Annotated in this window: 19 protein-coding genes; 5 read left to right on the forward strand and 14 right to left on the reverse strand. The window is 45.9% G+C overall.

Translation table 11 applies throughout. The features are described from left to right. Positions 1-51: 51 nt before the first annotated feature. The 3 genes from IX91_RS12480 (at position 52) to IX91_RS12490 (ending at position 2910) form a co-directional block, all read left to right on the forward strand. Complete coding sequence (locus tag IX91_RS12480; protein ID WP_004744740.1) at positions 52-732, forward strand: TIGR00153 family protein; 681 nt, start codon at positions 52-54, stop codon at positions 730-732. Positions 733-864: 132 nt separating this feature from the next. Next, complete coding sequence (locus IX91_RS12485; protein WP_004744741.1) at positions 865-2124, forward strand: inorganic phosphate transporter; 1260 nt, start codon at positions 865-867, stop codon at positions 2122-2124. A 174-nt stretch (positions 2125-2298) separates the two neighbouring features. Next, entirely contained in the window at positions 2299-2910 is a 612-nt protein-coding gene (locus IX91_RS12490) for a TIGR04211 family SH3 domain-containing protein (RefSeq protein WP_004744742.1), read from the forward strand. A 65-nt stretch (positions 2911-2975) separates the two neighbouring features. Here IX91_RS12490 and IX91_RS12495 read toward each other — a convergent pair whose 3' ends face one another. After that, a complete protein-coding gene (locus IX91_RS12495) occupies positions 2976-3779 on the reverse strand; it encodes a general secretion pathway protein GspB (protein WP_004744743.1) in 804 nt (267 codons plus the stop codon). Then, entirely contained in the window at positions 3772-5394 is a 1623-nt protein-coding gene (locus IX91_RS12500; protein WP_004744744.1) for an ExeA family protein, read from the reverse strand. Before IX91_RS12500 ends, IX91_RS12495 begins: the two co-directional genes overlap by 8 nt. Positions 5395-5482: 88 nt before the next feature. Here IX91_RS12500 and IX91_RS12505 point away from each other — a divergent pair, with 88 nt between their 5' ends. After that, positions 5483-6691 carry a multifunctional CCA addition/repair protein gene (locus IX91_RS12505; protein WP_004744745.1) on the forward strand — a complete coding sequence of 403 codons (1209 nt, stop codon included), beginning with the start codon at positions 5483-5485 and terminating at the stop codon, positions 6689-6691. Positions 6692-6969: 278 nt separating this feature from the next. Here the strand turns inward: IX91_RS12505 and eno are convergent, their stop codons facing one another. The 5 genes from eno to rlmD form a co-directional block, all read right to left on the reverse strand. Further along, entirely contained in the window at positions 6970-8268 is a 1299-nt protein-coding gene (gene eno, locus IX91_RS12510) for a phosphopyruvate hydratase (protein ID WP_004744746.1), read from the reverse strand. A 77-nt stretch (positions 8269-8345) separates the two neighbouring features. Continuing rightward, the gene (locus IX91_RS12515; RefSeq protein WP_004744747.1) at positions 8346-9986 is read right to left on the reverse strand and encodes a CTP synthase; all 1641 of its coding nucleotides are present in this window, start codon (positions 9984-9986) and stop codon (positions 8346-8348) included. Positions 9987-10132: 146 nt separating this feature from the next. Next, on the reverse strand, positions 10133-10945 hold the full coding sequence (gene mazG / locus IX91_RS12520) for a nucleoside triphosphate pyrophosphohydrolase (protein ID WP_004744748.1): 813 nt from the start codon (positions 10943-10945) through the stop codon (positions 10133-10135). Between the two features lie 320 nt (positions 10946-11265). After that, positions 11266-13485, reverse strand: coding sequence for a GTP diphosphokinase (gene relA / locus IX91_RS12525; RefSeq protein ID WP_004744749.1), 2220 nt, complete (start codon positions 13483-13485; stop codon positions 11266-11268). Positions 13486-13557: 72 nt separating this feature from the next. Continuing rightward, positions 13558-14877 (reverse strand): 23S rRNA (uracil(1939)-C(5))-methyltransferase RlmD, encoded by a 1320-nt coding sequence (gene rlmD / locus IX91_RS12530; RefSeq protein WP_004744750.1) that lies wholly within the window; start codon positions 14875-14877, stop codon positions 13558-13560. Between the two features lie 374 nt (positions 14878-15251). Here rlmD and barA point away from each other — a divergent pair, with 374 nt between their 5' ends. Further along, entirely contained in the window at positions 15252-18041 is a 2790-nt protein-coding gene (gene barA, locus IX91_RS12535; protein WP_004744751.1) for a two-component sensor histidine kinase BarA, read from the forward strand. Positions 18042-18076: 35 nt separating this feature from the next. Here barA and acpS read toward each other — a convergent pair whose 3' ends face one another. The 7 genes from acpS to lepA form a co-directional block, all read right to left on the reverse strand. Beyond that, the gene (gene acpS / locus IX91_RS12540; protein ID WP_004744752.1) at positions 18077-18457 is read right to left on the reverse strand and encodes a holo-ACP synthase; all 381 of its coding nucleotides are present in this window, start codon (positions 18455-18457) and stop codon (positions 18077-18079) included. 2 nt (positions 18458-18459) lie between these two features. After that, positions 18460-19191, reverse strand: coding sequence for a pyridoxine 5'-phosphate synthase (gene pdxJ, locus IX91_RS12545; protein ID WP_004744753.1), 732 nt, complete (start codon positions 19189-19191; stop codon positions 18460-18462). Then, positions 19188-19910: a DNA repair protein RecO gene (recO, locus tag IX91_RS12550; RefSeq protein WP_038197915.1), complete on the reverse strand. Its 723-nt coding sequence runs from the start codon at positions 19908-19910 to the stop codon at positions 19188-19190. Before recO ends, pdxJ begins: the two co-directional genes overlap by 4 nt. 151 nt (positions 19911-20061) lie before the next feature. Then, the gene (gene era, locus IX91_RS12555; RefSeq protein WP_004744755.1) at positions 20062-21039 is read right to left on the reverse strand and encodes a GTPase Era; all 978 of its coding nucleotides are present in this window, start codon (positions 21037-21039) and stop codon (positions 20062-20064) included. Further along, positions 21032-21709 carry a ribonuclease III gene (gene rnc / locus IX91_RS12560; protein WP_004744756.1) on the reverse strand — a complete coding sequence of 226 codons (678 nt, stop codon included), beginning with the start codon at positions 21707-21709 and terminating at the stop codon, positions 21032-21034. Before rnc ends, era begins: the two co-directional genes overlap by 8 nt. Positions 21710-21784: 75 nt before the next feature. Further along, positions 21785-22681, reverse strand: coding sequence for a signal peptidase I (lepB, locus tag IX91_RS12565; protein ID WP_004744757.1), 897 nt, complete (start codon positions 22679-22681; stop codon positions 21785-21787). A gap of 104 nt (positions 22682-22785) precedes the next feature. Beyond that, positions 22786-24579: a translation elongation factor 4 gene (gene lepA / locus IX91_RS12570; RefSeq protein ID WP_004744758.1), complete on the reverse strand. Its 1794-nt coding sequence runs from the start codon at positions 24577-24579 to the stop codon at positions 22786-22788. Positions 24580-24634 lie beyond the last annotated feature (55 nt).

A 24634-nucleotide genomic window follows, 5' to 3' on the forward strand; every position in this document is an offset into this window, starting at 1 on the left:
ATGAAATGGTGTATGTTAGTTTTTAGGTTATATTAATTGGGTTGAATGACCATGCCAGTAAATACAATTATGGGGTTATTTGCAAAGTCCCCTATTAAACCTTTGCAGCGCCACGTTGTGTGTGTAAACGAATGTTGCTCGCACCTAGTCAACTTTTTTGAAGTAAGTTCAACGGGAGACTGGGAAAAAGCATCTGAAATTCGTGCACAGATTTCTCACCTAGAGAAAGAAGCAGACGTACTAAAGCGCGAAATTCGTCTTAAACTTCCTCGCGGTTTGTTTATGCCTGTAGATCGTAGCGATATGCTTGAACTACTTACTCAGCAAGACAAACTAGCAAACCTTGCAAAAGACATTGCTGGCCGAGTATATGGCCGCCAATTGACTATCCCTGCACCTCTTCAAGAAAACTTCATTGCGTACGTAAAACGTTGTTTAGACGCAGCAGAACAAGCGCAAAAAGTTATCAATGAGCTTGATGAGTTATTGGAAACTGGATTTAAAGGCCGTGAAGTAACACTTGTGGCTGAAATGATCCACCAACTGGATGTGATTGAGGACGACACCGACGCGATGCAGATTCAACTTCGCCAAGACCTAATGGCGATTGAAGCGGATCTGAATCCGATTGACGTGATGTTCCTTTACAAAATTCTAGAGTGGGTAGGTGGTATTGCTGATCAGGCGCAACGTGTTGGTGCGCGTCTGGAAGTGATGCTGTCTCGCTCATAAACATAAGTTAACCAAATAACGAAGAGCATCTAACTAGTTCACACCCCTGCTAGGCGATAAATACTGATTCGCTGAAGGGGTTTTGTCGTGCTGAATTTTTGCTCCGCTTGTTATCAACAACTAGGTATTACGATGGATATCCTTGCGAACTACGGCACTGTCCTGATCATTATTGCAGCAGCTTTCGGTTTTCTGATGGCGATTGGTATTGGCGCGAATGACGTTGCCAATGCGATGGGTACATCAGTAGGTTCAAAAGCATTAACCGTGAAACAAGCGATCATTATCGCAATGATCTTTGAATTTGCGGGTGCATATCTTGCAGGCGGTGAAGTAACCGACACTATCCGTAAAGGCGTAATTGAAACGTCCCTATTTGCTCATCAACCTGACGTACTTGTCTACGGCATGATGTCAGCACTTCTTGCAGCGGGTACTTGGCTACTGCTTGCCTCTTACATGGGGTGGCCTGTATCAACGACTCACTCAATCATCGGTGCGATCATCGGTTTTGCGTGTGTATCTGTTGGTACCGAAGCTGTGGACTGGGGCTCAGTACAAGGCATCGTCGGTAGCTGGATTATTACCCCAGTTATCTCAGGTTTCTTTGCTTACGTAATCTTTGTCAGCGCACAACGTTTGATTTTCGACACTGAAAAGCCGCTATTTAATGCTAAGCGCTTTGTGCCTGTATACATGTTTATCACCACTATGGTTATCGCTCTGGTAACCATCAAAAAAGGCCTAAAACACGTAGGTCTTCACCTTTCAAATGGTGAAGCTTGGATGTGGGCTGCCGCTGTCTCTGCACTCGTTATGGCAGGTGGTTACTTCTACATTCAGAAGAAATTCGCTAGCCGCGAAGATGATCACGGCTTTGCTGGTGTAGAAGGTATCTTCAGCGTACTTATGGTTATCACCGCGTGTGCGATGGCCTTTGCACACGGTTCGAACGACGTAGCAAACGCGATTGGTCCACTGTCAGCGGTAGTATCTACTGTTGAACACATGGGTGAAATCACAGGTAAGAGCACAATCGCTTGGTGGATTCTACCTCTAGGTGGTTTCGGTATTGTTGTTGGTCTTGCGACTCTAGGTCATAAAGTAATGGCTACCGTAGGTACTGGTATCACTGAACTTACGCCAAGCCGTGGTTTTGCTGCACAGCTAGCAACGGCATGTACTGTAGTTCTCGCTTCTGGTACTGGTCTTCCTATCTCGACCACACAAACTCTAGTTGGTGCGGTTCTTGGTGTTGGTTTTGCTCGCGGTATCGCAGCGCTAAACCTAGGCGTGGTACGTAACATTGTCGCTTCATGGATTGTTACGCTACCGGCAGGTGCACTACTTGCAGTTGTGTTCTTCTACGCGATTCAAGCAATGTTCGTTTAATCAATAAGGTCAGTGATGTGTTAACTCACTGTCATTATTGACTCAAAACCGCATAAAGGGAGGCTCAGCCTCCCTTCTTTGTTGCAGTCAACCTAGAAACTACTTACTATTTGGCGTTAGCAAAGAAATAGATTATGGGTTTGCAGACCCTCTTAGACTGTTAAAGGATTTACCGTGAAAAAACTGGTTTGCTTCGTTCTAGCATCAATGCTTGCTGTTCCTGCAGCAATGGCTCAAGACCGTTATATCTCTGATAAGCTATTTACCTACATGCACTCTGGTCCTAGCAACCAATTCCGCATCATCGGCAGTGTCGATGCCGGTGATAAGGTGAAGCAAGTTTCAACAAATCGTGATACTGGCTACACACAAATTGAAGATGCTAAAGGTCGTAAAGGTTGGGTTGAGAGCCGCTTCGTTACTCGTCAAGAGAGCATGGCACTCCGTCTACCTAAGCTAGAAAAAGAGCTAGCTGATGTAAAAGAGAAGCTTGCCAATGCACGTTCAAATGCAGACCAAGAAAAAGCGGGTCTGATTGATTCTCTCGCTACGCGTAATAATCAGATTGGCGAGCTTGAGCAAGGCTACAACGACATGAGTAAGCAGTTGTCTGCATCTCAGGAAGAGGTTCGTAAACTACGTGCTAAGCTAGATACGCAAAAAGATGACCTACTACTTAAATACTTTATGTACGGCGGCGGTGTCGCTGGCCTAGGTCTACTATTCGGTTTGATTCTACCGAGCATCATTCCACGTAAAAAGCGTTCTCACAATGGCTGGGCGTAATCGCTGCAACAAACGTTAGATACGAAAAAGGTCACCGAGGTGACCTTTTTTGATCCATTGAAATCCTATCCTTGCCAATCATACAGAGCAGGCACTTCTATTAACTCGCCTTTAAAGCGTATCAGGCAAGATTGCTGCTCAATGGCCACCAGCTCAATATTGTCACTCACCCAATCACCTTGGTTATACTCAACACCGTTGATCTTGACCCATCGTTTGCTTGATTTGCTCGAATAGACGTGAGTTTGGAAATTTAAGGCTGGCAGCTTGCCATACCAACGTTCCGCCTGTTGAGACAGGTTCGAAGCTTCACTGTTTTGTCTGTCTGATTCTGGTTTAGCATTACTACTCAGCGCAGATTCAAACCGTTGCGCTAGCTCAGGAGAGAGCTGCGAAAGATCAAGCCCAGACAGCAGGTCATCACTGCCTTCAGAGCCATAACTCTCTGTTGCATTGCTATCAACCTGACTACCAACAGTGCTCGCTTGCTCTAAAACTTCTTGAGGTAACGAACTGTTATCCTGCTCAATCTGGTTTAACCAATCACTCTGCGCCGAACTGCTATTGTCACGATAAGTGACAGCCAAAGGGCCAAAATCAGGAGCTTGACTAGCCGTGTATTCAAAAGGGATTTCAACTAGAACGGTTTCGGCAACATTATGCTCCAACCAACGCTGTTTCTCTGCTTGATAGGTTTGAAATGCCATGACCCCTGCTACCAATATAGGCGGAAGCAGCACGATTGCGATGTTGCGTCCTCGGCGAGATTCTATCTGTTGCTCGACAGCATGAGCAGGTGCTTGATGGAGAGATGAAAGATTTTGATGACTGCGCTCAGAGTGCTCTAAGGCTTGCATGACTTTAGACATTAGAACTGACCTCACGAGACGTTAATGTAGGCGCTTGTGGCTGAGAAAGCTTTTCCAAAAGGCGTAATGTTTTACGCCCCGCAATACCATCCACCGTTAACCCTTGCCAACGTTGGAACAACTCCACTTTATGTTTAAGCTGCTCATTAAATTGAGTTTTTCCTGAAGATTGTTCCCCTAAGACTTGGGAAAGGTGCTGATCCAACACCGCGATGGCTTCGCCACTCATACCCGGCTTTAAGGTTTGGTTCCAATAGCCCTGCCATATCTCGCGATATTCGCCCTGCCAAATACTACTTAGCCATTCACGCTCAAACTCGAATACTTGATCGTTAGCCAAGAGCTGAACATGGGTGCCAGATAACCCTAACAACACAGCGAAACGAGGTTGTTGATCAATATTCAATGTCAGCACAACAGGCACATTTTTCTCAGCAAGCTGTTCCAGAGAGCCGCTCTCAAGCGCACAGCGAAACAGAGCTTCGCCATTATCAAGACACAACTGGTCCAACACTGAAGCTCGATATCCCCACACTTTATATAAAGCGGCAATCGCTACTTCTTGATTGTTGGCTTGATTAAGTTGCGCCTTCAAGGCTTGAGGGAACACCTCTTCTTGCTGCTGTACGTTTTCAACGGCTGGGTATTGCTGTTGTAATTGATTAACGACAACGGGTGTAACAAGTGTCGGCGTCGCGTAGTATCCACCAATCGCCAAGATACTCCCGACGAGAATAGAAAGTACGCTCGGAGAAAGGGAAACTTTTTTGCTAGAAGCCCGACTCACAGCAGGCGGCACTGAGCCAGTTTGAAAGCTCATCACATCATCGCAGGCTGCCACAACGATATTGTGCGTCGGCTGCGCTTCTCCAATGCTATAAGCTTGCTTAAGGCTCGCATCACACACCAAGTTAATAAGACGTGGAATACCCTGCGTTTGCCGGGCAATATACTTAATCGATTGAACCGAGAAGAGCTCAGGATTACCACCAGCCAAAGCGAGACGAAACTTAATATAGTCTCTGGTCTCATCTTGATTGAGGGGCAACAAATGATATCGACCGGTAATTCGCTGCGCTAACTGCCTTAACTGTGGCATTTGCAGTTTCTGCTGTAACTCGGGCTGGCCAATCAACAGCACCTTAAGTAACTTTTGGCTTTCCGTTTCAAGGTTGGTCAGTAAGCGTAGTTGTTCGAGGACATCTGCTGATAAATGCTGAGCTTCATCAATAACCAATAGGGTTTGAACCCGATTAGCATGGTTATCCAATAGAAATTGATGAATCAACTGATTAAGTTGCTTTAGAGAAGCGTTTTCCTGATAACCAATATCGAACTCATCGCACACCGCTTCTAACAACTCAATATTTGAGAAAGTCGGATTTAAGATCAGCCCTGCTCGCGTGTTGTCTGCTAGAGTTTTAAGTATCGATTTTGCAATGGTCGTTTTACCGGTTCCCACTTCACCCGTCAGCATAGCGAAGCCGCCACCTTCACCTAGCCCAGCTTGGATTTGGAAGATAGCTTCTTTATGGCGTCGACTCTGATAGAGGAAACGAGAATTAGGCACAATAGAAAATGGCAATTCTGTCAGTGCAAAATGTTGTTGATACATAACTCTCTTCTCTGGGAATTTAGTGCTAAGAAAAGTACCATTGCTGGCACAATTAGCCAATGCCAAACTGATGAAAAGGGAGAGCTAGGTGCAAAGATACCTTGTTGGCGGCGCAGTTCGCGATCAACTGCTAGATATTGAAGTCTATGATAGAGACTGGGTTGTTGTCGGTTCAACCCCAGAAGAGCTACTTAACAAAGGCTATACCGCGGTTGGTAAAGACTTCCCAGTATTTCTTCACCCAGAGAGTAAAGAAGAACATGCATTGGCAAGAACTGAACGTAAAGTTGGCTCTGGCTACACCGGGTTTGAATGTTACTTTGCCGCCGATGTCACCTTAGAAGAAGATCTGCTCAGACGCGATTTGACCATCAATGCGATGGCGCAAGATTCTGATGGCAATATTATCGATCCCTTTAATGGCCAACGAGATCTCAACGATCGGATCTTGCGCCATGTTTCTCAGGCGTTTACTGAAGATCCTCTCCGTGTACTGCGAGTCGCGCGCTTTGCCGCTAAACTTCACCACTTAGGCTTTAGCATTGCCGATGAAACTATTGAGTTAATGCGCCACATTGCCGAGTCTGGTGAGCTAGAGCACTTAACCGCTGAACGGGTTTGGCAAGAGTGGCATAAGTCGTTATCAACCCAAAATCCGCAAGTATTTCTATCCGTCTTAAAGCAGTGTGATGCTCTAAAAGTTGTCTTGCCTGAGCTCGATGCTTTGTTCGGTGTTCCGCAACCCGAAAAGTGGCACCCCGAGATTGATACAGGTATCCACACGCTGATGGTCGCAAAGCAATCTGCACTGCTTAGCGAGTCTCTTCCAGTAAGATTTGCCTCTCAAGTTCATGATCTTGGCAAAGGCGTCACGCCAGAGTCTGAATGGCCAAGTCATAAAATGCACTGTCATACAGGGCTGAAGCTGATTAAAGCACTGTGCGAGCGTGTCAGAGTTCCTAATGAATATCGTGACCTCGCATTGATGGTCTGTGAGCAGCACTCCAATATTCATCGAGCTGCTGAGCTTCGCCCAGAAACCAAGCTGAAGGTTCTTAATAAGTTTGATGTTTGGCGTAAGCCAGAGCGCTTAGAAGACATTCTGGTTTGCTGTATGGCCGATAGCCGTGGGCGCACTGGGTTTGAAGATATCGACTACCCGCAAAAAGCTCTCTTTGAGCAAGCTTACCAAGCGGCTTTAGCTGTGAATGTGCAAGACATTATCAAAGATGGGTTTAAGGGCGCGGGAATAAAAGAAGAAATGGAAAAGCGTCGGGTTGAGGCGATAAAGGGCTAGAGAACTGGAGAACTGGAGAACTGGAGAACTGGAGAACTGGAGAACTGGAGAACTGGAGAACTGGAGAACTGGAGAACTGGAGAACTGGAGAACTAAATTACTGCTCTATTATTGAGAGAGCAACTCAGTTTTCTAGCAGGGCGCAGCCCGATCCCGTTTTCCCGAAACGAAGTGTTCTATAGGGCGAAGCCCGTTCTCATCTCCCATAAAAAAAGCGCCCCACCTAAGTGGAGCGCTTCGAAAGCTTTAAAGCGAATAATTCAGCAAATTGCTATGAATTACTGACCTTTAACTTCTTTAAGACCGTTGTAAGGAGCTTTAGCGCCTAGAGCTTCTTCGATACGGATTAGCTGGTTGTACTTAGCAACACGGTCAGAACGGCTCATAGAACCAGTCTTGATTTGACCTGCAGCTGTACCTACTGCTAGGTCAGCGATAGTTGCATCTTCAGTTTCGCCAGAACGGTGAGAGATTACTGCTGTGTAACCTGCATCTTTAGCCATCTTGATTGCAGCTAGAGTCTCAGTTAGAGAACCGATTTGGTTGAACTTGATAAGGATAGAGTTAGCTACGCCTTTCTCGATACCTTCAGCAAGGATCTTAGTGTTAGTAACGAATAGGTCGTCACCTACTAGTTGAAGCTTGTCACCTAGTAGTTCAGTTTGGTGCTTGAAGCCAGCCCAATCAGACTCGTCTAGACCGTCTTCGATAGAAACGATTGGGAACTGGTTAGCTAGCTCAGCTAGGTAGTGGTTGAACTCTTCAGAAGAGAAAGTTTTACCTTCGCCCTTCATGTTGTAGATGCCTGCTTCTTTGTCGAAGAACTCAGATGCAGCACAGTCCATAGCTAGAGTTACGTCTTTACCTAGTTCGTAACCTGCAGCAGCAACAGCTTCTGCGATAACTTCTAGAGCTTCAGCGTTAGACTTAAGGTTAGGAGCGAAACCACCTTCGTCACCAACTGCAGTGCTGTAGCCTTTAGACTTAAGAACTTTAGCTAGGTTGTGGAATACTTCAGCACCGATACGTAGACCTTCTTTAAGAGTCTTAGCACCAACTGGTTGGATCATGAACTCTTGGATGTCAACGTTGTTGTCTGCGTGCTCACCACCGTTGATGATGTTCATCATTGGTAGAGGCATAGAGAACTGACCTGCAGTACCGTTTAGTTCTGCAATGTGCTCGTATAGAGGCATGCCTTTAGCCGCTGCAGCAGCTTTAGCGTTAGCTAGAGAAACAGCTAGGATTGCGTTAGCACCAAACTTAGATTTGTTTTCAGTACCGTCTAGCTCGATCATTACTGCGTCGATTGCAGCTTGGTCTTTAGCGTCTTTACCAACTAGAGCTTCAGCGATTTCGCCGTTTACAGCTTCAACAGCTTTAAGAACACCTTTACCTAGGAAACGAGCTTTGTCGCCGTCACGTAGCTCAAGAGCTTCACGTGAACCAGTTGATGCGCCAGATGGAGCAGCAGCCATACCTACGAAACCGCCTTCTAGGTGTACTTCAGCTTCTACAGTTGGGTTACCACGTGAATCGATGATTTCACGACCTAGAACTTTAACGATCTTAGACATTGAATGTTTCCTTCTCGTTGAATATATAATGTCAAAATTAAGGGCAGCAGCACTACTAACGCTACTGCCCGTATCCTTTACTTCTCTAATTCGTCGCGTTGGTATTCACCAGCCGCTTTCACGAAACCTGCAAACAGTGGGTGACCATCGCGAGGTGTTGAAGTGAACTCTGGGTGGAATTGAGCCGCTACAAACCATGGGTGAGCTGGGTTCTCAATTACTTCAACCAGTTTCTTGTCAGCAGATAGACCAGAAACTTTCAGGCCTGCTTTTTCAATCTGTGGACGTAGGTTGTTGTTCACTTCGTAACGGTGACGGTGACGTTCGTGGATTGTCGCGCTACCGTATAGTTCACGCGCTTTCGTCCCTTTCTCAAGGTGACATAGCTGTGAACCAAGACGCATTGTACCGCCTAGGTCAGACTTCTCAGTACGCTCTTCAACGTTACCTTCGCCGTCTACCCACTCAGTAATCAGACCAACTACAGGGTATTTAGTCTCTTTATTAAATTCTGTTGAGTGTGCACCTTCCATACCCGCAACGTTGCGCGCGTATTCGATCAGTGCCACTTGCATACCTAGACAAATACCTAGGTAAGGTACTTTGTTTTCACGAGCGTATTTAGCCGCAAGGATCTTACCTTCTACGCCACGGTCACCGAAGCCACCTGGTACTAAGATAGCGTCTAGACCTTCTAGCGCTTCATTACCTTTGCTTTCTACGTCTTGTGAATCAACGTACTTAATCTTAACGCTTAGACGGTTCTTAAGACCTGCGTGCTTAAGTGCTTCGTTTACTGATTTGTAAGCATCTGGTAGTTCGATGTACTTACCAACCATACCGATAGTCACTTCACCCGTTGGGTTCGCTTCTTCGTAGATTACCTGTTCCCATTCTGACAGATCTGCTTCAGGAGCAGTAATACCGAAACGAGAACATACTAGGTCGTCTAAACCTTGAGATTTGATTAGTTGAGGGATCTTGTAGATTGAATCTACGTCCTTCATAGAGATAACCGCTTTCTCTTGTACGTTACAGAAAAGAGCGATCTTCTTACGTTCATTCGCTGGGATCATGCGATCAGAGCGACAAACAAGAATATCTGGCTGGATACCGATAGAAAGCAGCTCTTTTACAGAGTGCTGAGTCGGTTTAGTTTTCACTTCGCCCGCTGCTGCTAGGTAAGGAACTAGAGTTAGGTGCATGAACATTGCGCGTTCACGGCCTAGCTCTACTGCTAGCTGACGAATAGCTTCCATAAATGGCAGAGACTCGATATCACCTACCGTACCGCCCACTTCAACGATAGCAACATCATGACCTTCAGAACCTGCGATTACGCGGTCTTTGATAGAGTTAGTGATGTGAGGGATAACCTGAATTGTTGCACCTAGGTAATCACCACGACGCTCTTTAGCTAGAACGTCTGAGTAAACACGACCTGCAGTGAAGTTGTTACGCTTAGTCATTTTGGTGCGGATGAAACGCTCGTAGTGACCAAGGTCTAGGTCAGTTTCAGCGCCATCTTCAGTGACGAACACCTCACCGTGTTGAGTCGGGCTCATCGTGCCTGGATCAACGTTGATGTAAGGGTCAAGCTTCATCATAGTCACTTTAAGACCACGAGCTTCTAAAATAGCTGCAAGCGATGCTGCTGCAATACCTTTACCTAGAGAGGATACAACCCCGCCAGTAACAAAAATGTAATTTGTCGTCATGTTTAACCTGAAATTGGTTGAATGAGGGAAAATGGATTTCTTCTGGACGGGATATAAATATACCAGAAGCCCTTAACCGCCACAACGTGAAATCTATCACACTGCAATTTTTTATTTTTTGCTTCAAATCAAATTCGAGTAACGGATTAGTTGCCACTACCTTTATCTACTTCTAGCGCTTTTACTCTGTCCCAAAACGCATCTAACTGATCTAAATCGTAATCTGTTAGCTGTTTGCCTTGCTCTGCGACCATGGCTTCGACACCTTTAAATCGTTTAGCAAACTTTAGGTTGGCTTTACTCAGCGCGACCTCTGGGTCTTTTCCTAAATGACGCGATAAGTTGACCGTTGCAAACAGCAGGTCTCCGAGCTCAAGTTCAATTTTTTCTTCATCAGGAGCGACTTGCAGTGCCTCTTCCATTACCTCTTCAATCTCTTCCTGAACCTTACCGACTACCGGGCCAAGCGAGTCCCAATCAAAACCATATTTAGCGCATTTCTTTTGCATCTTTGTGGCACGAGATAACGCAGGTAGAGAATTTGGTATTGAGTCTAGAATACTTTGTTCTTTTTTGCCTACTTGAGCTTTTTCTTTTGCTTTTTCTGCTTCCCAGTTGGCATTGATCTGCTCATCTGACTCAAACTCGACATCAGAGAAAACATGCGGATGACGACGAGTCAGCTTCTCATTGACGGTTTCAACCACTTCCGAGAAATCAAACAGCTGCTGCTCTTTAGCCAGTTGACTGTAGAAGATAACTTGAAAGAGCAGATCCCCAAGCTCTTCTTTTAGGTTTGACCAATCGCGATTTTGAATCGCATCAACAACTTCATAGGTCTCTTCAATGGTGTGAGGAACAATAGTGTCGAAACTTTGTTTTAGATCCCAAGGACAACCACTTTCTGGGTCACGAAGCTGCGCCATAATCTGTTCTAACTGTTCAATCGGGTGACTCATATTCCTTCTTCCTTTAAATCTTCTGTCTAAAGAACTTTCATTCAAATAAAAAGGTGAGCAGTACAAACCACTCACCTTTCATTTTTATCTGTCATCCTCACGAATGAAACTGAACAAGTTGGGAGTATCTAATCACTTGAAGAGATTCCCTATCACGTTCGTCCCACTCTATAGGGAATGACGATGTTTGTTTTTTTACTAAGTAGTTGGTTATTCTAGCAAGGCAGTAAACTTATGAGACTCCTGAGCATAGCTTGCCTATGTGATGGAGCGATATAAGTGCAACTAACGCCGCTAGAAAGCCAAATACAACGTAAAAATTAGCCTAGGCGCTTGACCGACATAACATCTTTAATCTGTTCCACTCGTTTAGAAACGCGCTGCAGAATCTCAACGTTGGTCACTTCCAAGTCAAAGTCCATGATCGACATTTGAGTACGATAATCAACGCGACTCTTCATACTGGTCACTTTGATCTTCTCGTTAGCAAACAAAGTCGTGATGTCTTTAAGCAGCCCACCGCGTTCCATCGCTTCAACGCGAACGGTTAAGATGTAAGAGCCAACAAAGCCACTGCCCCACACCGTATCGATAATACGCTCTGGTGCATGATGACGCAGTTCTTCAAGCTGCTCACAGTCTGCCCGGTGTACTGAAATACCGCGCCCCTGTGTGATGTAACCTGCGATCTCATCACCTGGGATCGGCTGACAACAACGGGCAAGGTGGGTCATTAAGTTATCGACCCCTTCCACCACAACGGCATCTTTCTTTGGACGACTTTGCGCTGGTGCTTTGCTTTCTGCCTCTTGAAGCTTCTCAAGTGCTTGCTGATCTTCTTCTTCTGCGGTTGGCTTATTGACCAAGGCATTGATGTGGTTGATCACTTGGTTGATACGTAAATCACCGCTTCCGATGCCAACGTACAGCTCATCAGTACTGTTGACATTAAAGCGCTTCAACGCATACTGCTCGGCGTCTTTTAAAGTTGCACCAATTTTCTGCAATTCTACTTCGAGAATATCGCGCCCAGCTTCGACGTTTTTCTCGCGGCTTTGTTTACGGAACCACGCATTGATTTTCGCGCGTGCTCGACCTGAAGTCACAAAGCCCATCGAAGGATTTAGCCAATCGCGAGATGGATTGGGCTCTTTAGAGGTGATGATCTCAACTTGATCACCCATTGCCAGTTTGTGGGTAAACGGAACAATGCGCCCAGCGACCTTGGCCCCAATACAGCGGTGACCGACTTCAGAGTGAATGTGGTAAGCAAAATCGAGTGGTGTTGCTCCCATTGGTAGGTCGACCACATCACCACGCGGGGTAAAGGCATACACACGGTCATCAAATACCTGACTACGCAGCTCATCAAGCATTTCACCTGAGTCAGACATCTCTTCTTGCCAATCGAGTAGCTTACGCAGCCAAGTGATTTTCTCGTCGTAACCACTGCGGCCGCCGCCACCTTCTTTGTATTTCCAGTGCGCAGCAACACCTAGCTCAGAATCTTCGTGCATGTCTTTAGTACGAATCTGAATCTCAATCGTCTTGCCTTCTGGGCCAAGAATCACGGTATGAATTGACTGGTAACCGTTAGGTTTAGGGTTAGCCACGTAGTCATCAAATTCACTCGGCAGGTGCTTATACTTGGTATGCACAGTCCCGAGTGCCGCGTAACAATCTTGCAGTTTGTCGGCGATAATGCGCACCGCTCGTACATCGAATAGCTCATCAAACGCGAGGCCTTTCTTTTGCATTTTGCGCCAGATGCTGTAGATGTGCTTAGGACGCCCACTTACCTCTGCATTAATAGAAGAGCCTTTCATTTCAGACGTCAGGTCATCGACAAAGTCTTTGATGTACTGCTCACGGACAATGCGACGCTCAGACAGCTGCTTAGCGATCTGTTTGTAGGTATCAGGTTGTTGGTAACGGAAAGCGTAATCTTCGATTTCCCACTTTAACTGACCGATACCAAGGCGGTTCGCTAGTGGGGCATAGATGTTGGTACACTCTTGAGCAGCTGCTCGGCGTACCTCATCTGGCGCTTTCTTCACTTCAATCAGATTACAGATGCGCTCAGCAAGTTTGATAACGACGCAGCGGAAATCATCCACCATCGCAAGTAGCATGCGACGTACGTTGTCGACCTGAGAAGAGGCAGCACTGCCTTCAAGGGTCACGTTCAGTTGACCAAGTGCGGCCATCTCTTCAACACCATCAATCAGCTTAATGGTCTCTTTACCGAAATCTTCTTCGAACTGCTCTCGGCTATACGCGCCGCTCGACACGAGCGGAAACAACAATGCAGCGACAAGGGTCGCTTTGTCCATCGACAGAGTAATAAGGATTTCGATCATTTCACGCCCGCGCCACAAGAGTAGCTGGCCTTGATCGTTATCTTGTAAAATCGCCTCACCCTGGAGGTAAACTTCTTTTAAGCGCTTAGCCACTTTAGGGTCTTGCCCTAAGCTAGAAATCCACTTATCTAGCTCAAACTGTTCGTCTTGATTTAAATGTGCGCTTCTTACCGCAACCATTATTTTCGTCCTGTTATTTTTCTATTTTCGAACTGCCCCTGTTCAGACTGCCGACTAGTAGGGAAGTTCGTTTTAATCCTTTACAAAGAGCGCCATAGATTCTAAATGGCTTGTATGCGGAAACATATCGAGCATACCTAATTTTTGTAATTTGTAGCCTTGATTGAGCAAGCTTTGTGAGTCTCTGGCAAGCGTCGCTGGATTACACGACACATATACCACTCGGCTCGCACCCAAAACAGAAATCTGTTCGATGATACCGCTTGCCCCTGCTCTTGCTGGATCAAGCAGTATTTTATCAAATTTTTCGGCTGCCCAGGGCTGACCAGACACATCTTGTTCCAAATTGGCCTGGTAGAAAGCGGTGTTATTGATACCGTTAACTTGGGCATTGTTGGCGGCTTTTTCAACCATGACATCGACGCCTTCCACCCCGACGACACTCGCCACTTGTTTTGCCATTGGCAAACTAAAATTACCCAAACCACAAAACAGGTCTAATACTCTATCTTGCTCACTCAACTCAAGCCAAGACAACGCTTGCTCTACCATGGCTTGATTGACGTTCCGGTTTACTTGAATAAAGTTGTTTGGCTCAAACGGTATTGTCACACCCGCTTCTATATAATGAGCCGATTCACCCACCACTCGATTAAGCTGATCGCTTTCCGGCATCAGATATAAACTCGCCTGATTTTCTGCCGCGAACTGCTCCAGCAGTTTTTTCTCACTCTCTTTGAGGGCTTTTAGATGGCGCAGTACAATCACTTTGGTATTGTCGCCTTTAACTAGTTCCACATGACCGATGTTCTCTTGGTTGGAGAAACCACTGAGCAGGTCATAAAGTGGCGCTAATAAATTATCCAGTTCGGTATCTAAAACAGGACAATGGGTTACAGTGACAATGTCTTTGCTTTGCTTCTTGCGAAAGCCAAACTCAAGCTGACGAGTTTTCTTGTTCAGCTTGATGCTAACGCGGGCACGGCGGCGATAACCACGCTCATCTCCCACAACAGGCGCGCTTAGTGCGACGCTTTGCCCAGCAAATTTACTCATCAATTGACTCAGCGTTTGCTGCTTGTACTCTTGCTGCGCCTCTACAGATAAATGCTGCATATTACAGCCGCCACACTCTGCGTAATGTTGGCAAAATGGCGCTATGCGTTGTTCGCTAGCTTTTTGAATCTTAATTAACTTGGCACGGGCAAACTTGCTCTTACTTTCTGTCAGCTGAGCAAGAACTTGTTCACCTGGCAAAGCACCTTCTATAAAAATGGGCTTTTTATTCTGGTAGGCCATACCTGCGCCGTGATGATCCAACTTTTCAATCGTCAGCGATTGGTGTTTGGTATTCAGTTGAGTTTTCTTCTTTGGTTGGAAAAAACGCGCCATGCTTTGTGCCTACTATTGATGACCTTACGGCCTATTGCTCGAATTGCTGCTTGTGTCCCAAGCTTTTACGCTTGAATCATTGTCTGAGCCGACTGAGTTGATTATGCTTAGTAACCTTAGCTTGGAATAACCTAAGCCTGCTAGCACGCTCCTTTTAGCGCCTAACTTTGTCAAAATCACCGCAATAGACCAGCTATTGACTTGTGATTTTTCCTCGTTATGCATCTAAAATTATCGTACTAGCCTGTAAGAACATGGGCTCACGGAAGAAAATCTCTATGACTTTCTTATCCCAAGCTAAGGTTATCGATTCGACGGCTTCTTTTATTTTGGAAGTTATTTTCCCATATCCACACCACGATGTTTAGACAATAATGACAAGATATGGCTTACGCGCCCGCGTTATTACTCTTACCTTAGCGCCGACGCTAATTATCGGACTGCTTCTGAGTGCTTTTTTCTCTTTCAACCGCTATCACGACTTAGAAAAGCAGGTTATCAATTCAGGATTAAGTATTATCGAACCGCTGGCGATCGCCAGTGAAGATGGATTAAAGAATAACAGCCGCGAATCGGTACGCCGCATCATAAGCTACGCCCATCGTAAGAATTCTAAATTTGTTCGCAGTATCGCGGTGTTTGACTACAACCACGAACTGTTTGTTACTTCTAACTTCCATCCAAACTTTGAATTACTGACGTTTCCGCGCAATGCGCCTATTCCGTTGTTAGTCAGTTCAGATTTACAAGAAAACACTCTCATTCTTCGCGCCCCTGTCATTGCTGAATCAGGGCTTGTCGCGACGATGAAAGGGCCAAACGCCAACCCAGCTCTCGGCTATGTGGCTATTGAGCTCGATTTATCCTCGCTGCGTTTACAACAGTATCAAGAAATTTTCTCTGCGTTTTTAGTCTTGCTGATTGGCTTAGGTTTATCTGCCGTCTTTGCTTATCGCTTGATGTATGACGTGACACGACCAATTTCGCATATGAAAAACATGGTTGACCGGATTCGTCGTGGTCACCTCGATGTACGTATCGAAGGCAAGATGCACGGGGAGCTAGACTCGCTGAAAAACGGTATCAACGCGATGGCAGTGTCGCTATCAGAGTACCATGTGGAAATGCAGCACAGTATTGACCAAGCGACTTCTGATTTGCGAGAAACCTTAGAGCAGTTGGAAATTCAAAACGTCGAGCTAGATATCGCGAAAAAGCGCGCCCAAGAAGCGGCAAGGGTTAAATCAGAGTTCTTAGCTAACATGTCTCATGAGCTACGCACGCCACTTAACGGTGTGATTGGTTTCACTCGTCAAATGCTGAAAACGACCCTGACTAATAGCCAAACGGATTATCTACAAACGATCGAGAAATCGGCCAATAACCTACTCAATATCATCAATGATATTCTCGACTTTTCGAAGCTTGAGGCGGGTAAACTGGCTCTGGAAAATATCCCATTTGATTTCCAAGGCTCGCTTGAAGAAGTGGTTAGCTTGCAAGCCACCAGCGCCCATGAAAAAGGGCTCGAACTGACACTGAAAGTTGATCCTAAGATCCCAACCGGACTGGTTGGCGACCCATTACGTATTCAACAAGTTCTGACTAACCTTGTCGGTAACTCGATTAAATTTACTGAACGCGGCAATATCGATATTAGCGTCGAACTACGCTCACAAAGAGATGACTCGGTTGAACTGCAATTTATGGTACGCGACACAGGTATCGGTATTTCCGAACGCCAGCAATCGCAGCTATTCCAAGCCTTTAGCCAAGCTGACGCCAGCATTTCAAGACGCTATGGCGGTACAGGGCTAGGCCTTGTAATCACCCAGAAACTGGTCAGCCAAATGGGGGGCGAAATCAGCCTAACGAGCCGATTGCATCAAGGTTCGACGTTCTGGTTTACGCTACGACTCTCTTCTACAGACATGCCTGTCAGCGACCTGATTGAAACTCAAGTGCTACGCCAACGCACCTTGCTGTTGGTTGAGCCAAATATGCAAGCGGCGTCTGTTATTCAGCAAACCTTGGTACAAGAGGGCTTGGTAGTGACCTATCGCTCATCTTTGCCAGAAGAGGCGGAAAGCTTTGACTATGTGCTTCTCAACCTTTCACCAAGCAAAGACAACGATACTTCGTCAGTTCAATTGATGGTTGAGCAAGCCATGCGCTGCGCACCTCATGTGGTCGTGGGTACACCAAGTACCACGCTTGCACTGTCAGATCATTTGATTCAGAAATACCACATTCACTGTATTACTAAACCGTTATCGCGTCGAAAACTGCTGCAAACCCTAGCGGCTAATCAAGAGAGTATTCCTCTGCTTGAAAGCCCACAAGAAAACCGCGAAACATTGCCACTGCGAGTGATGGCAGTCGACGATAACCCAGCTAACTTGAAGCTGATCAGCGCCCTACTCCAAGAGCGAGTGGAAAGTGTGATTACTTGCACTAATGGTGTCGATGCGGTCAAGCAAGCGGAAGTTCAGCATTTTGATATCATCTTGATGGACATCCAAATGCCGCATATGGATGGTGTGACCGCGTGTGGCAAGATCAAACAAACTGAGCTCAACGCATATACGCCTGTTATAGCGGTAACCGCTCATGCGATGAGTGGTGAGCGCGACCGCTTACTTCAGGCAGGTATGGATGACTACCTCACCAAGCCGATCGAAGAGCATGTGCTGCAACAAGTCTTGATGCATTGGAACCCTCATACCAACGAGCAAGAGCTTGAGAAACTCGAAATTACTTCAAGCCCTGTGACTATCGAAGCACAGGAGGAAGAAACGACTCAAATTGAGCACAGCAATATGATCATTGATTGGCAAGCCGCCCTTAAACAGTCTGCCAATAAAGAAGATCTAGCACGTGACATGCTCAAGATGTTGGTTGATTACATTCCTGAAGTGAACGCGATTGTTGAAGGCGCTCTTGAAGATGATCATTTTGATACCGAACAGCTCATTCATCACGTACACAAGCTACATGGCAGCAGCTCTTATTGTGGAGTTCCGCGCTTAAAAAATGTCTGTGCTACGATAGAGAAAACTCTTCGTTCAGGTGCTGCGGTTGAGGACATTGAACCTGAGTTATTCGAGCTGCAAGATGAGATGGAAAAAGTGGTTGCGAGCGCACAGCCCTATTTGGAGAATTAGAAAGCTAGAAAGCTAGAAAGCTAGAGAGCTAAAATTTAACTCTCTAGAATAACCGTTGCGACTGCGTAGTGCCGTTCATCAGAAATAGACAGGTGGATATGATCCACCTGTTTTTGTTTGGCAATTTCCAGTGCCTTACCTGTAAGGTTTAACACTGGTTTACCCAACTCGTCGTTGGTTATTTCAAAGTCATGGAAACTCACACCCAACGCAATCCCAGTGCCAAGCGCTTTGGATGCAGCCTCTTTCGCTGCGAAGCGTTTTGCAAGAAATCTTCCTTGCTGCTTAAGCGTCGAAAACTTCTCTAATTCAGCTTGAGTCAAGATACGCTTAGCAAATGGCTCACCACTTCGATCCAGAGCCTTTTCAACTCGTTCAATCTCCGCGATGTCTGTTCCTAGACCTACAATTGCCATGTTTAGCGACGCGCTTCAACCATGATGGCTTTCATGTCCGCCACTGCTTTGTGTAAACCGTCGAACACTGCTCGGCCAATAATCGAGTGACCGATGTTAAGCTCAAATATTTCCGGAATAGCAGCAATTGGCGCCACATTGTGGTAAGTCAGACCGTGCCCAGCATTTACTGTGATACCTAGATCATCAGCATAGCTTGCACCTGCTGCGATCTTCTTCAGCTCATCTTGCTGATCTTCTTCAGTTTCTGCGTCTGCATAGTGACCAGTGTGCAGTTCAATAAACGGTGCGCCACACGCTTTTGCTGCATCAATTTGCTCGCGGTCTGCATCAATGAACAGAGACACTTTAATGCCAGCTTCAGTGAGTGTTTGAGTCGCCGCTTTTACTTTCTCAAGATGCCCAGCAACATCTAAACCACCTTCTGTCGTTAGCTCTTCACGTTTTTCAGGTACCAAACATACGTACTCAGGCTTGGTCTTAAGCGCAATCTCAACCATTTCGTCAGTTACTGCCATTTCGAGATTCATACGCGTTTGTAGCGTTTCACGCAGAATACGAACATCGCGATCAACAATATGACGACGGTCTTCACGCAGGTGAATCGTAATACCATCCGCGCCAGCACGCTCTGCAATTTCAGCGGCATGCACAGGATCTGGATACTTAGTACCACGTGCGTTACGTAACGTCGCGATGTGGTCGATATTAACACCTAGGTAGATTGAGCTCATTTTCCAATACTCCGTTTGGGAACCATGCTAAGAAAGAGTTCCCTGCTTTTTAATGGTTTGCCGCCAAGATACGGCTTTAATGCTATACGTGTAAAGCGTTTTGCCGCTTTAAGTTGTTCTTTTGTGGTAAATCGACGTTCACTGATTGCAATCAGTTCACTGCCATAGAAGGTAAGGTTGTCCTTGCGCACAGAAGCGATAAAACCTTTTTGCTCGCGGTAGCGATAAGTCATGCTGGCTTCTACTGGCTCTCCCGTCCCAGCACAGTGCATGAAATCAACGCCATAGCCCATCGCAGATAGCAGTGCGAGTTCAAATCTTCTCAGGGCGGGTTCAGGGTTTTCACACTGTGCCAGCTCCGTCAAGGCGTGTAGATAATCATGAAATAGCGCTGGCATGGCCACTTCTGCCATCAGCACTCGCCCAACCAGCTCATTCACGTACATACCTGAATAGAGATTGATGCCGGTCAGAGGTAACCCAAGGCTTATTGGCTCGGCTTGGCGCAAGGTCTTCATTGAACCATTCCCCGACCATTTAAGTAACAACGGGGTAAAAGGTTGCAATGCGCCTTTGAGGTTCGAGCGTTTGCTACGAGCCCCCTTTGACATTAAAGTCACCCGCCCATACTCCTCACTAAACACATCAAGAATTAAGCTCGATTCGCTGTAAGGACGGCGGTGTAACACAAAGCAACGCTGTAAACCTTCAGAGGACATAAAATCTGCCAGACAAATATGAAACCAATATTAACGAGAGATGACTTAATCGTATCTTAAATAATTACTAAATAATCAGCATAATAAAAATAAGGAGCCATAGGGCTCCTTATTTCTTCTTATTCGGAGCGAAGCACGAGCCTCGCAAACCTTATAGATCGTCAATGTAGCCAAGAGAGCGTAGTGCTCGCTCGTCATCCGCCCAACCTGATTTCACTTTTACCCAAGTCTCTAGGTAAACCTTACGGCCGAACAGTTCTTCCATATCTAGGCGTGCTTCACGACCAATCGTTTTGATCTTCTCGCCGCCCTTACCAATCACCATCTTCTTCTGACCAAGACGCTCAACCAAAATTAGGGCATTGATGTGGAAGCCGTCAGTCTCCGGGTTGTAATCGAAACGCTCGATTTCAACCGTTACCGAGTAAGGCAGTTCTTCGCCAGTAAAGCGCATCAGCTTTTCACGCACAATCTCTGAAGCCATAAAGCGCTGAGAGCGGTCAGTCACGTACTCTTCAGGGAAATGGTGCGTCGCTTTAGGTAGATGGTCACGTACATGCTTACGCAAAACGTCAATGTTCTTGCCGTGTTTAGCCGAGATAGGCACAACATCAACAAAGTCCATTTTTCTCGACACCTCTTGCATGTGCATCATGACTTCGTTGCGGTCTTGAACAACATCGACCTTATTGACACAAAGTACGACAGGGAAGTTGGACTTCTGCAGCTTAGTCAGAACCATTTCATCATCAGCAGTCCAATGCGTACCGTCCACTAGGAAGAATACAAGGTTTACATCACTGAGTGATGAGTTAGCCGCACGGTTCATCAAGCGGTTAATTGCACGTTTCTCTTCAATGTGCAGGCCTGGAGTATCAACAAAAATCGCTTGGTAATCCCCTTCCGTATCAACACCCATAATGCGGTGACGAGTTGTCTGAGGTTTACGAGAAGTAATCGAAATCTTCTGGCCAAGAATACGGTTAAGAAGTGTTGATTTACCTACGTTCGGACGACCAACGATCGCCACAAAACCACAGTGTTGGTTTTCTGGCGAACTTGTTTGCTCGTCACTCGATGAGAAAAACGCATCGATATCAAATTCATTGTTGTCAGTTGAATCAGTCATTGGTCAATTGCTCTAGTGCTAATTCAGCAGCCGCTTGTTCTGCCTTGCGGCGGCTGGTGCCTTTACCAATAACAGGCTGTCCAATACCTGCCACTTCGCACGAAACCGTAAACTCTTGGTTGTGTGCTTCACCTTTAATATTAGTCACTGTGTAAGCAGGTAGCGGTTTTCTTCGCCCTTGAAGGAACTCTTGAAGACGCGTTTTCGGGTCTTTTTGTGAAACACCCGGCTTGATAGCATCAAGACGCGTTTTGTACCAGCTAAGAATAATGCCGCGTACTACTTCGATATCGCTATCAAGGTAGATGGCACCAATAATCGCTTCCACAGCATCGGCAAGAATTGAATCACGACGGAAACCGCCACTTTTTAATTCACCTGGACCTAATTTTAAGTGATCTCCTAGTTCGAATTCACGACCTAGTTCCGCCAGTGTATTGCCACGTACTAATGTGGCACGCATGCGGCTCATGTCCCCTTCATTCACTTTAGGGAAACGGTGATAAAGATCATCAGCAATGACAAAACTTAAAATTGAATCGCCCAGAAACTCAAGACGCTCGTTATGTTTTCCATTAGCACTGCGGTGAGTCAGCGCTAAACTGATTAGCTCAGCATCGTTAAATTGATAGCCGAGTTTTTTCTCTAGTTTTGCAGTAGGAGAATTCATGCTCTCTCAATAATTTAATTACAACTCTCTGAAAAGTTGGAGTAACAGCTAGGCTACCCCAAATATGACGAGAATTTAGTTAATACCACCGATGCGGTTAAACCTAACACCAGTTGGAATCCAAGAAGGTAAAACGCTATCTGCACCACGCTCAAATTCAAAGCTGATCCAAATACCTACCGCCTTACCCACTAGGTTTGCTTCTGGAACAAAGCCCCAGTAGCGGCTGTCAGCACTGTTGTCACGGTTATCACCCATCACAAAGTACTGGCCTTCAGGTACCACCCACTCATTAACGCCATTACGTGGTTGATACAGTTCAACGCGATCGCGACGTAGTGGGTTAACCAAAATTTGGTGACCTTGTTCACTCAATTGTTCATCCAACTGAATCAGTGGGATGCCATTTTGAATGAACTGGCTCTCTTCTACATTGGATAGTTTCACTGGCTTACAACTGGTATCGCCTTGAGACTGAATGCAGATTTCTTTTTTACTGTTGTAACGCACAGTATCGCCCGGAAGACCAACTACACGCTTAATGTAATCAATGCTTGGCTGAGGTGGGTATTTAAACACCACGACATCACCGCGCTCTGGCTTACCCGTTTCAACTAGTTGAGTGCGCCATACCGGATCTTTCAAACCATAGGCATACTTTTCAACAAGGATGAAGTCACCGACTAGCAGCGTTGGCATCATAGAGCCTGATGGGATCTGAAATGGTTCATAGATGAATGAACGTAGCACAAGTACTGCGGCAATCACGGGAAAAATAGAAACACTATTTTCAATCCACCATGGTTGCGTCTTCACTTTTTCTAGTACTGCAGCATCTAAGCCATTTGTTTGAGCTTCAACTTCAGCCAGTTTTTCTTGACGCTTTTTCGCAAAAACTAGCTTTTCTAGAACCCAGACAACACCCGTTACCAAAGTAACGATCACTAGGATGAGTGAAAATGTATTCGCCATTGACTTCCCTTATCTCAAAAATACGAAAGTGAAAGAGCCGAAACCCTTTCACTTATTTTATTATCTAACGTCTTATGACAGACCAGAATCAGAGTGGTTCAACTCTAGTCCTTTCCGACATGTAGAATAGCTAAGAACGCTTCTTGAGGCAGCTCTACGTTACCGATCTGCTTCATACGTTTCTTACCTTCTTTCTGCTTCTTCAGTAGCTTCTTCTTACGGCTCACGTCACCACCGTAACACTTCGCGATTACGTTCTTACGCAACTGCTTAACTGTCGAGCGTGCGATGATGTGGTTACCAATCGCAGCCTGAATCGCGATATCAAACATTTGACGAGGGATGAACTCTTTCATCTTCTCTACTAGCTGACGACCACGAGTTTGCGATTGATCTTTATGAGTGATCATTGCAAGCGCATCAACCGTGTCACCATTTAGTAGAACATCAACTCGAACCATGTTCGATGCTTCAAAACGTTGGAAGTTGTAATCTAGCGATGCATAACCGCGAGAGGTTGATTTTAGACGGTCAAAGAAGTCGAGAACCACTTCAGCCATCGGAATATCGTAAGTCACCGCGACTTGATTGCCGTGGTAAACCATATCAACCTGAACACCACGCTTTTCAACACAAAGCGTGATTACATTACCTAAGTACTCAGAAGGCACAAGAATGTTACAACGAGCAATTGGTTCGCGAATTTCTTCAATGTCGTTAACCGCAGGAAGCTTCGCTGGGCTATCAACATAAAGTAAGTTGCCGTTTGTTTCTTCAACTTCGTAAACTACTGTTGGTGCCGTTGTGATCAGATCTAAATCGTATTCACGCTCTAGACGTTCTTGGATGATCTCCATGTGTAGCATGCCAAGGAAACCACAACGGAAACCAAAGCCAAGAGCAGCTGAGTTTTCTGGCTCATAGAACAGAGAAGCATCGTTAAGGCTAAGCTTACCAAGCGCATCACGGAAGTTTTCGTAATCATCAGATGATACTGGGAATAGGCCAGCGTAAACCTGTGGTTTCACTTTCTTAAAACCTGGCAGCGCTTGTTCACAGCCATGTTTCGCTAGTGTTAGCGTATCACCGACTGGTGCACCTAGGATGTCTTTGATACCACAAACAACCCAACCTACTTCACCTGTACGTAGAATTTCAGTATCAACTTGCTTAGGTGTGAAGATACCAAGACGGTCAACACCCCAAACCTGACCTGTGCTCATTACCTTGATCTTGTCGTTCTTCTTCAGTTCGCCATTTTTGATACGAACCAATGAAACAACACCTAGGTAGTTATCGAACCAAGAGTCAATAATTAGTGCTTGTAGTGGTGCTTCTGGATCACCTTCTGGTGCAGGAATCGCAGATACAATGTTCTCTAGAACATCATCAACACCGATACCGGTTTTCGCACTACAACGAGTCGCTTCCATCGCGTCGATACCAACGATTTCTTCGATCTCTTCTGCGACACGCTCTGGATCAGCTGCAGGAAGGTCAATCTTGTTCAAGATTGGCACTACCTCTAGATCCATTTCGATCGCGGTATAACAGTTAGCAAGAGTTTGCGCTTCTACACCTTGGCCTGCATCAACCACCAGTAGTGCACCTTCACAAGCTGCAAGAGAACGTGATACTTCGTAAGCGAAGTCAACGTGTCCTGGGGTATCGATGAAGTTAAGCTGGTATGTTTCACCATCTTTAGCGGTGTAGTTTAGAGTCACACTCTGAGATTTAATGGTGATACCACGCTCACGCTCTAGATCCATGGAGTCCAGAACCTGTGCGGCCATTTCACGGTCGCTCAATCCACCACATACTTGGATCAAACGGTCTGATAGGGTCGACTTACCATGGTCGATGTGGGCGATAATCGAAAAGTTGCGAATGTGCTTCATGATTTGGTGTGACTAAACTCTTTTAAATAAGGACAAGAAAGCCGCTCTAACCATT

The organism is Vibrio tubiashii ATCC 19109, from assembly GCF_000772105.1.
Taxonomy (GTDB): Bacteria; Pseudomonadota; Gammaproteobacteria; order Enterobacterales; family Vibrionaceae; genus Vibrio; species Vibrio tubiashii.

What these genes read in the sequence shown, in the direction of transcription:
- IX91_RS12480 (WP_004744740.1), top strand. Translation starts at nt 52, where the DNA reads ATGCCAGTAAATACAATTATGGGGTTATTTGCAAAGTCCCCTATTAAA.
- IX91_RS12485 (WP_004744741.1), top strand. Translation starts at nt 865, where the DNA reads ATGGATATCCTTGCGAACTACGGCACTGTCCTGATCATTATTGCAGCA.
- IX91_RS12495 (WP_004744743.1), bottom strand. Translation starts at nt 3,779, where the DNA reads ATGTCTAAAGTCATGCAAGCCTTAGAGCACTCTGAGCGCAGTCATCAA.
- IX91_RS12500 (WP_004744744.1), bottom strand. Translation starts at nt 5,394, where the DNA reads ATGTATCAACAACATTTTGCACTGACAGAATTGCCATTTTCTATTGTG.
- eno (WP_004744746.1), bottom strand. Translation starts at nt 8,268, where the DNA reads ATGTCTAAGATCGTTAAAGTTCTAGGTCGTGAAATCATCGATTCACGT.
- IX91_RS12515 (WP_004744747.1), bottom strand. Translation starts at nt 9,986, where the DNA reads ATGACGACAAATTACATTTTTGTTACTGGCGGGGTTGTATCCTCTCTA.
- mazG (WP_004744748.1), bottom strand. Translation starts at nt 10,945, where the DNA reads ATGAGTCACCCGATTGAACAGTTAGAACAGATTATGGCGCAGCTTCGT.
- relA (WP_004744749.1), bottom strand. Translation starts at nt 13,485, where the DNA reads ATGGTTGCGGTAAGAAGCGCACATTTAAATCAAGACGAACAGTTTGAG.
- rlmD (WP_004744750.1), bottom strand. Translation starts at nt 14,877, where the DNA reads ATGGCGCGTTTTTTCCAACCAAAGAAGAAAACTCAACTGAATACCAAA.
- barA (WP_004744751.1), top strand. Translation starts at nt 15,252, where the DNA reads ATGACAAGATATGGCTTACGCGCCCGCGTTATTACTCTTACCTTAGCG.
- acpS (WP_004744752.1), bottom strand. Translation starts at nt 18,457, where the DNA reads ATGGCAATTGTAGGTCTAGGAACAGACATCGCGGAGATTGAACGAGTT.
- pdxJ (WP_004744753.1), bottom strand. Translation starts at nt 19,191, where the DNA reads ATGAGCTCAATCTACCTAGGTGTTAATATCGACCACATCGCGACGTTA.
- recO (WP_038197915.1), bottom strand. Translation starts at nt 19,910, where the DNA reads ATGTCCTCTGAAGGTTTACAGCGTTGCTTTGTGTTACACCGCCGTCCT.
- era (WP_004744755.1), bottom strand. Translation starts at nt 21,039, where the DNA reads ATGACTGATTCAACTGACAACAATGAATTTGATATCGATGCGTTTTTC.
- rnc (WP_004744756.1), bottom strand. Translation starts at nt 21,709, where the DNA reads ATGAATTCTCCTACTGCAAAACTAGAGAAAAAACTCGGCTATCAATTT.
- lepB (WP_004744757.1), bottom strand. Translation starts at nt 22,681, where the DNA reads ATGGCGAATACATTTTCACTCATCCTAGTGATCGTTACTTTGGTAACG.
- lepA (WP_004744758.1), bottom strand. Translation starts at nt 24,579, where the DNA reads ATGAAGCACATTCGCAACTTTTCGATTATCGCCCACATCGACCATGGT.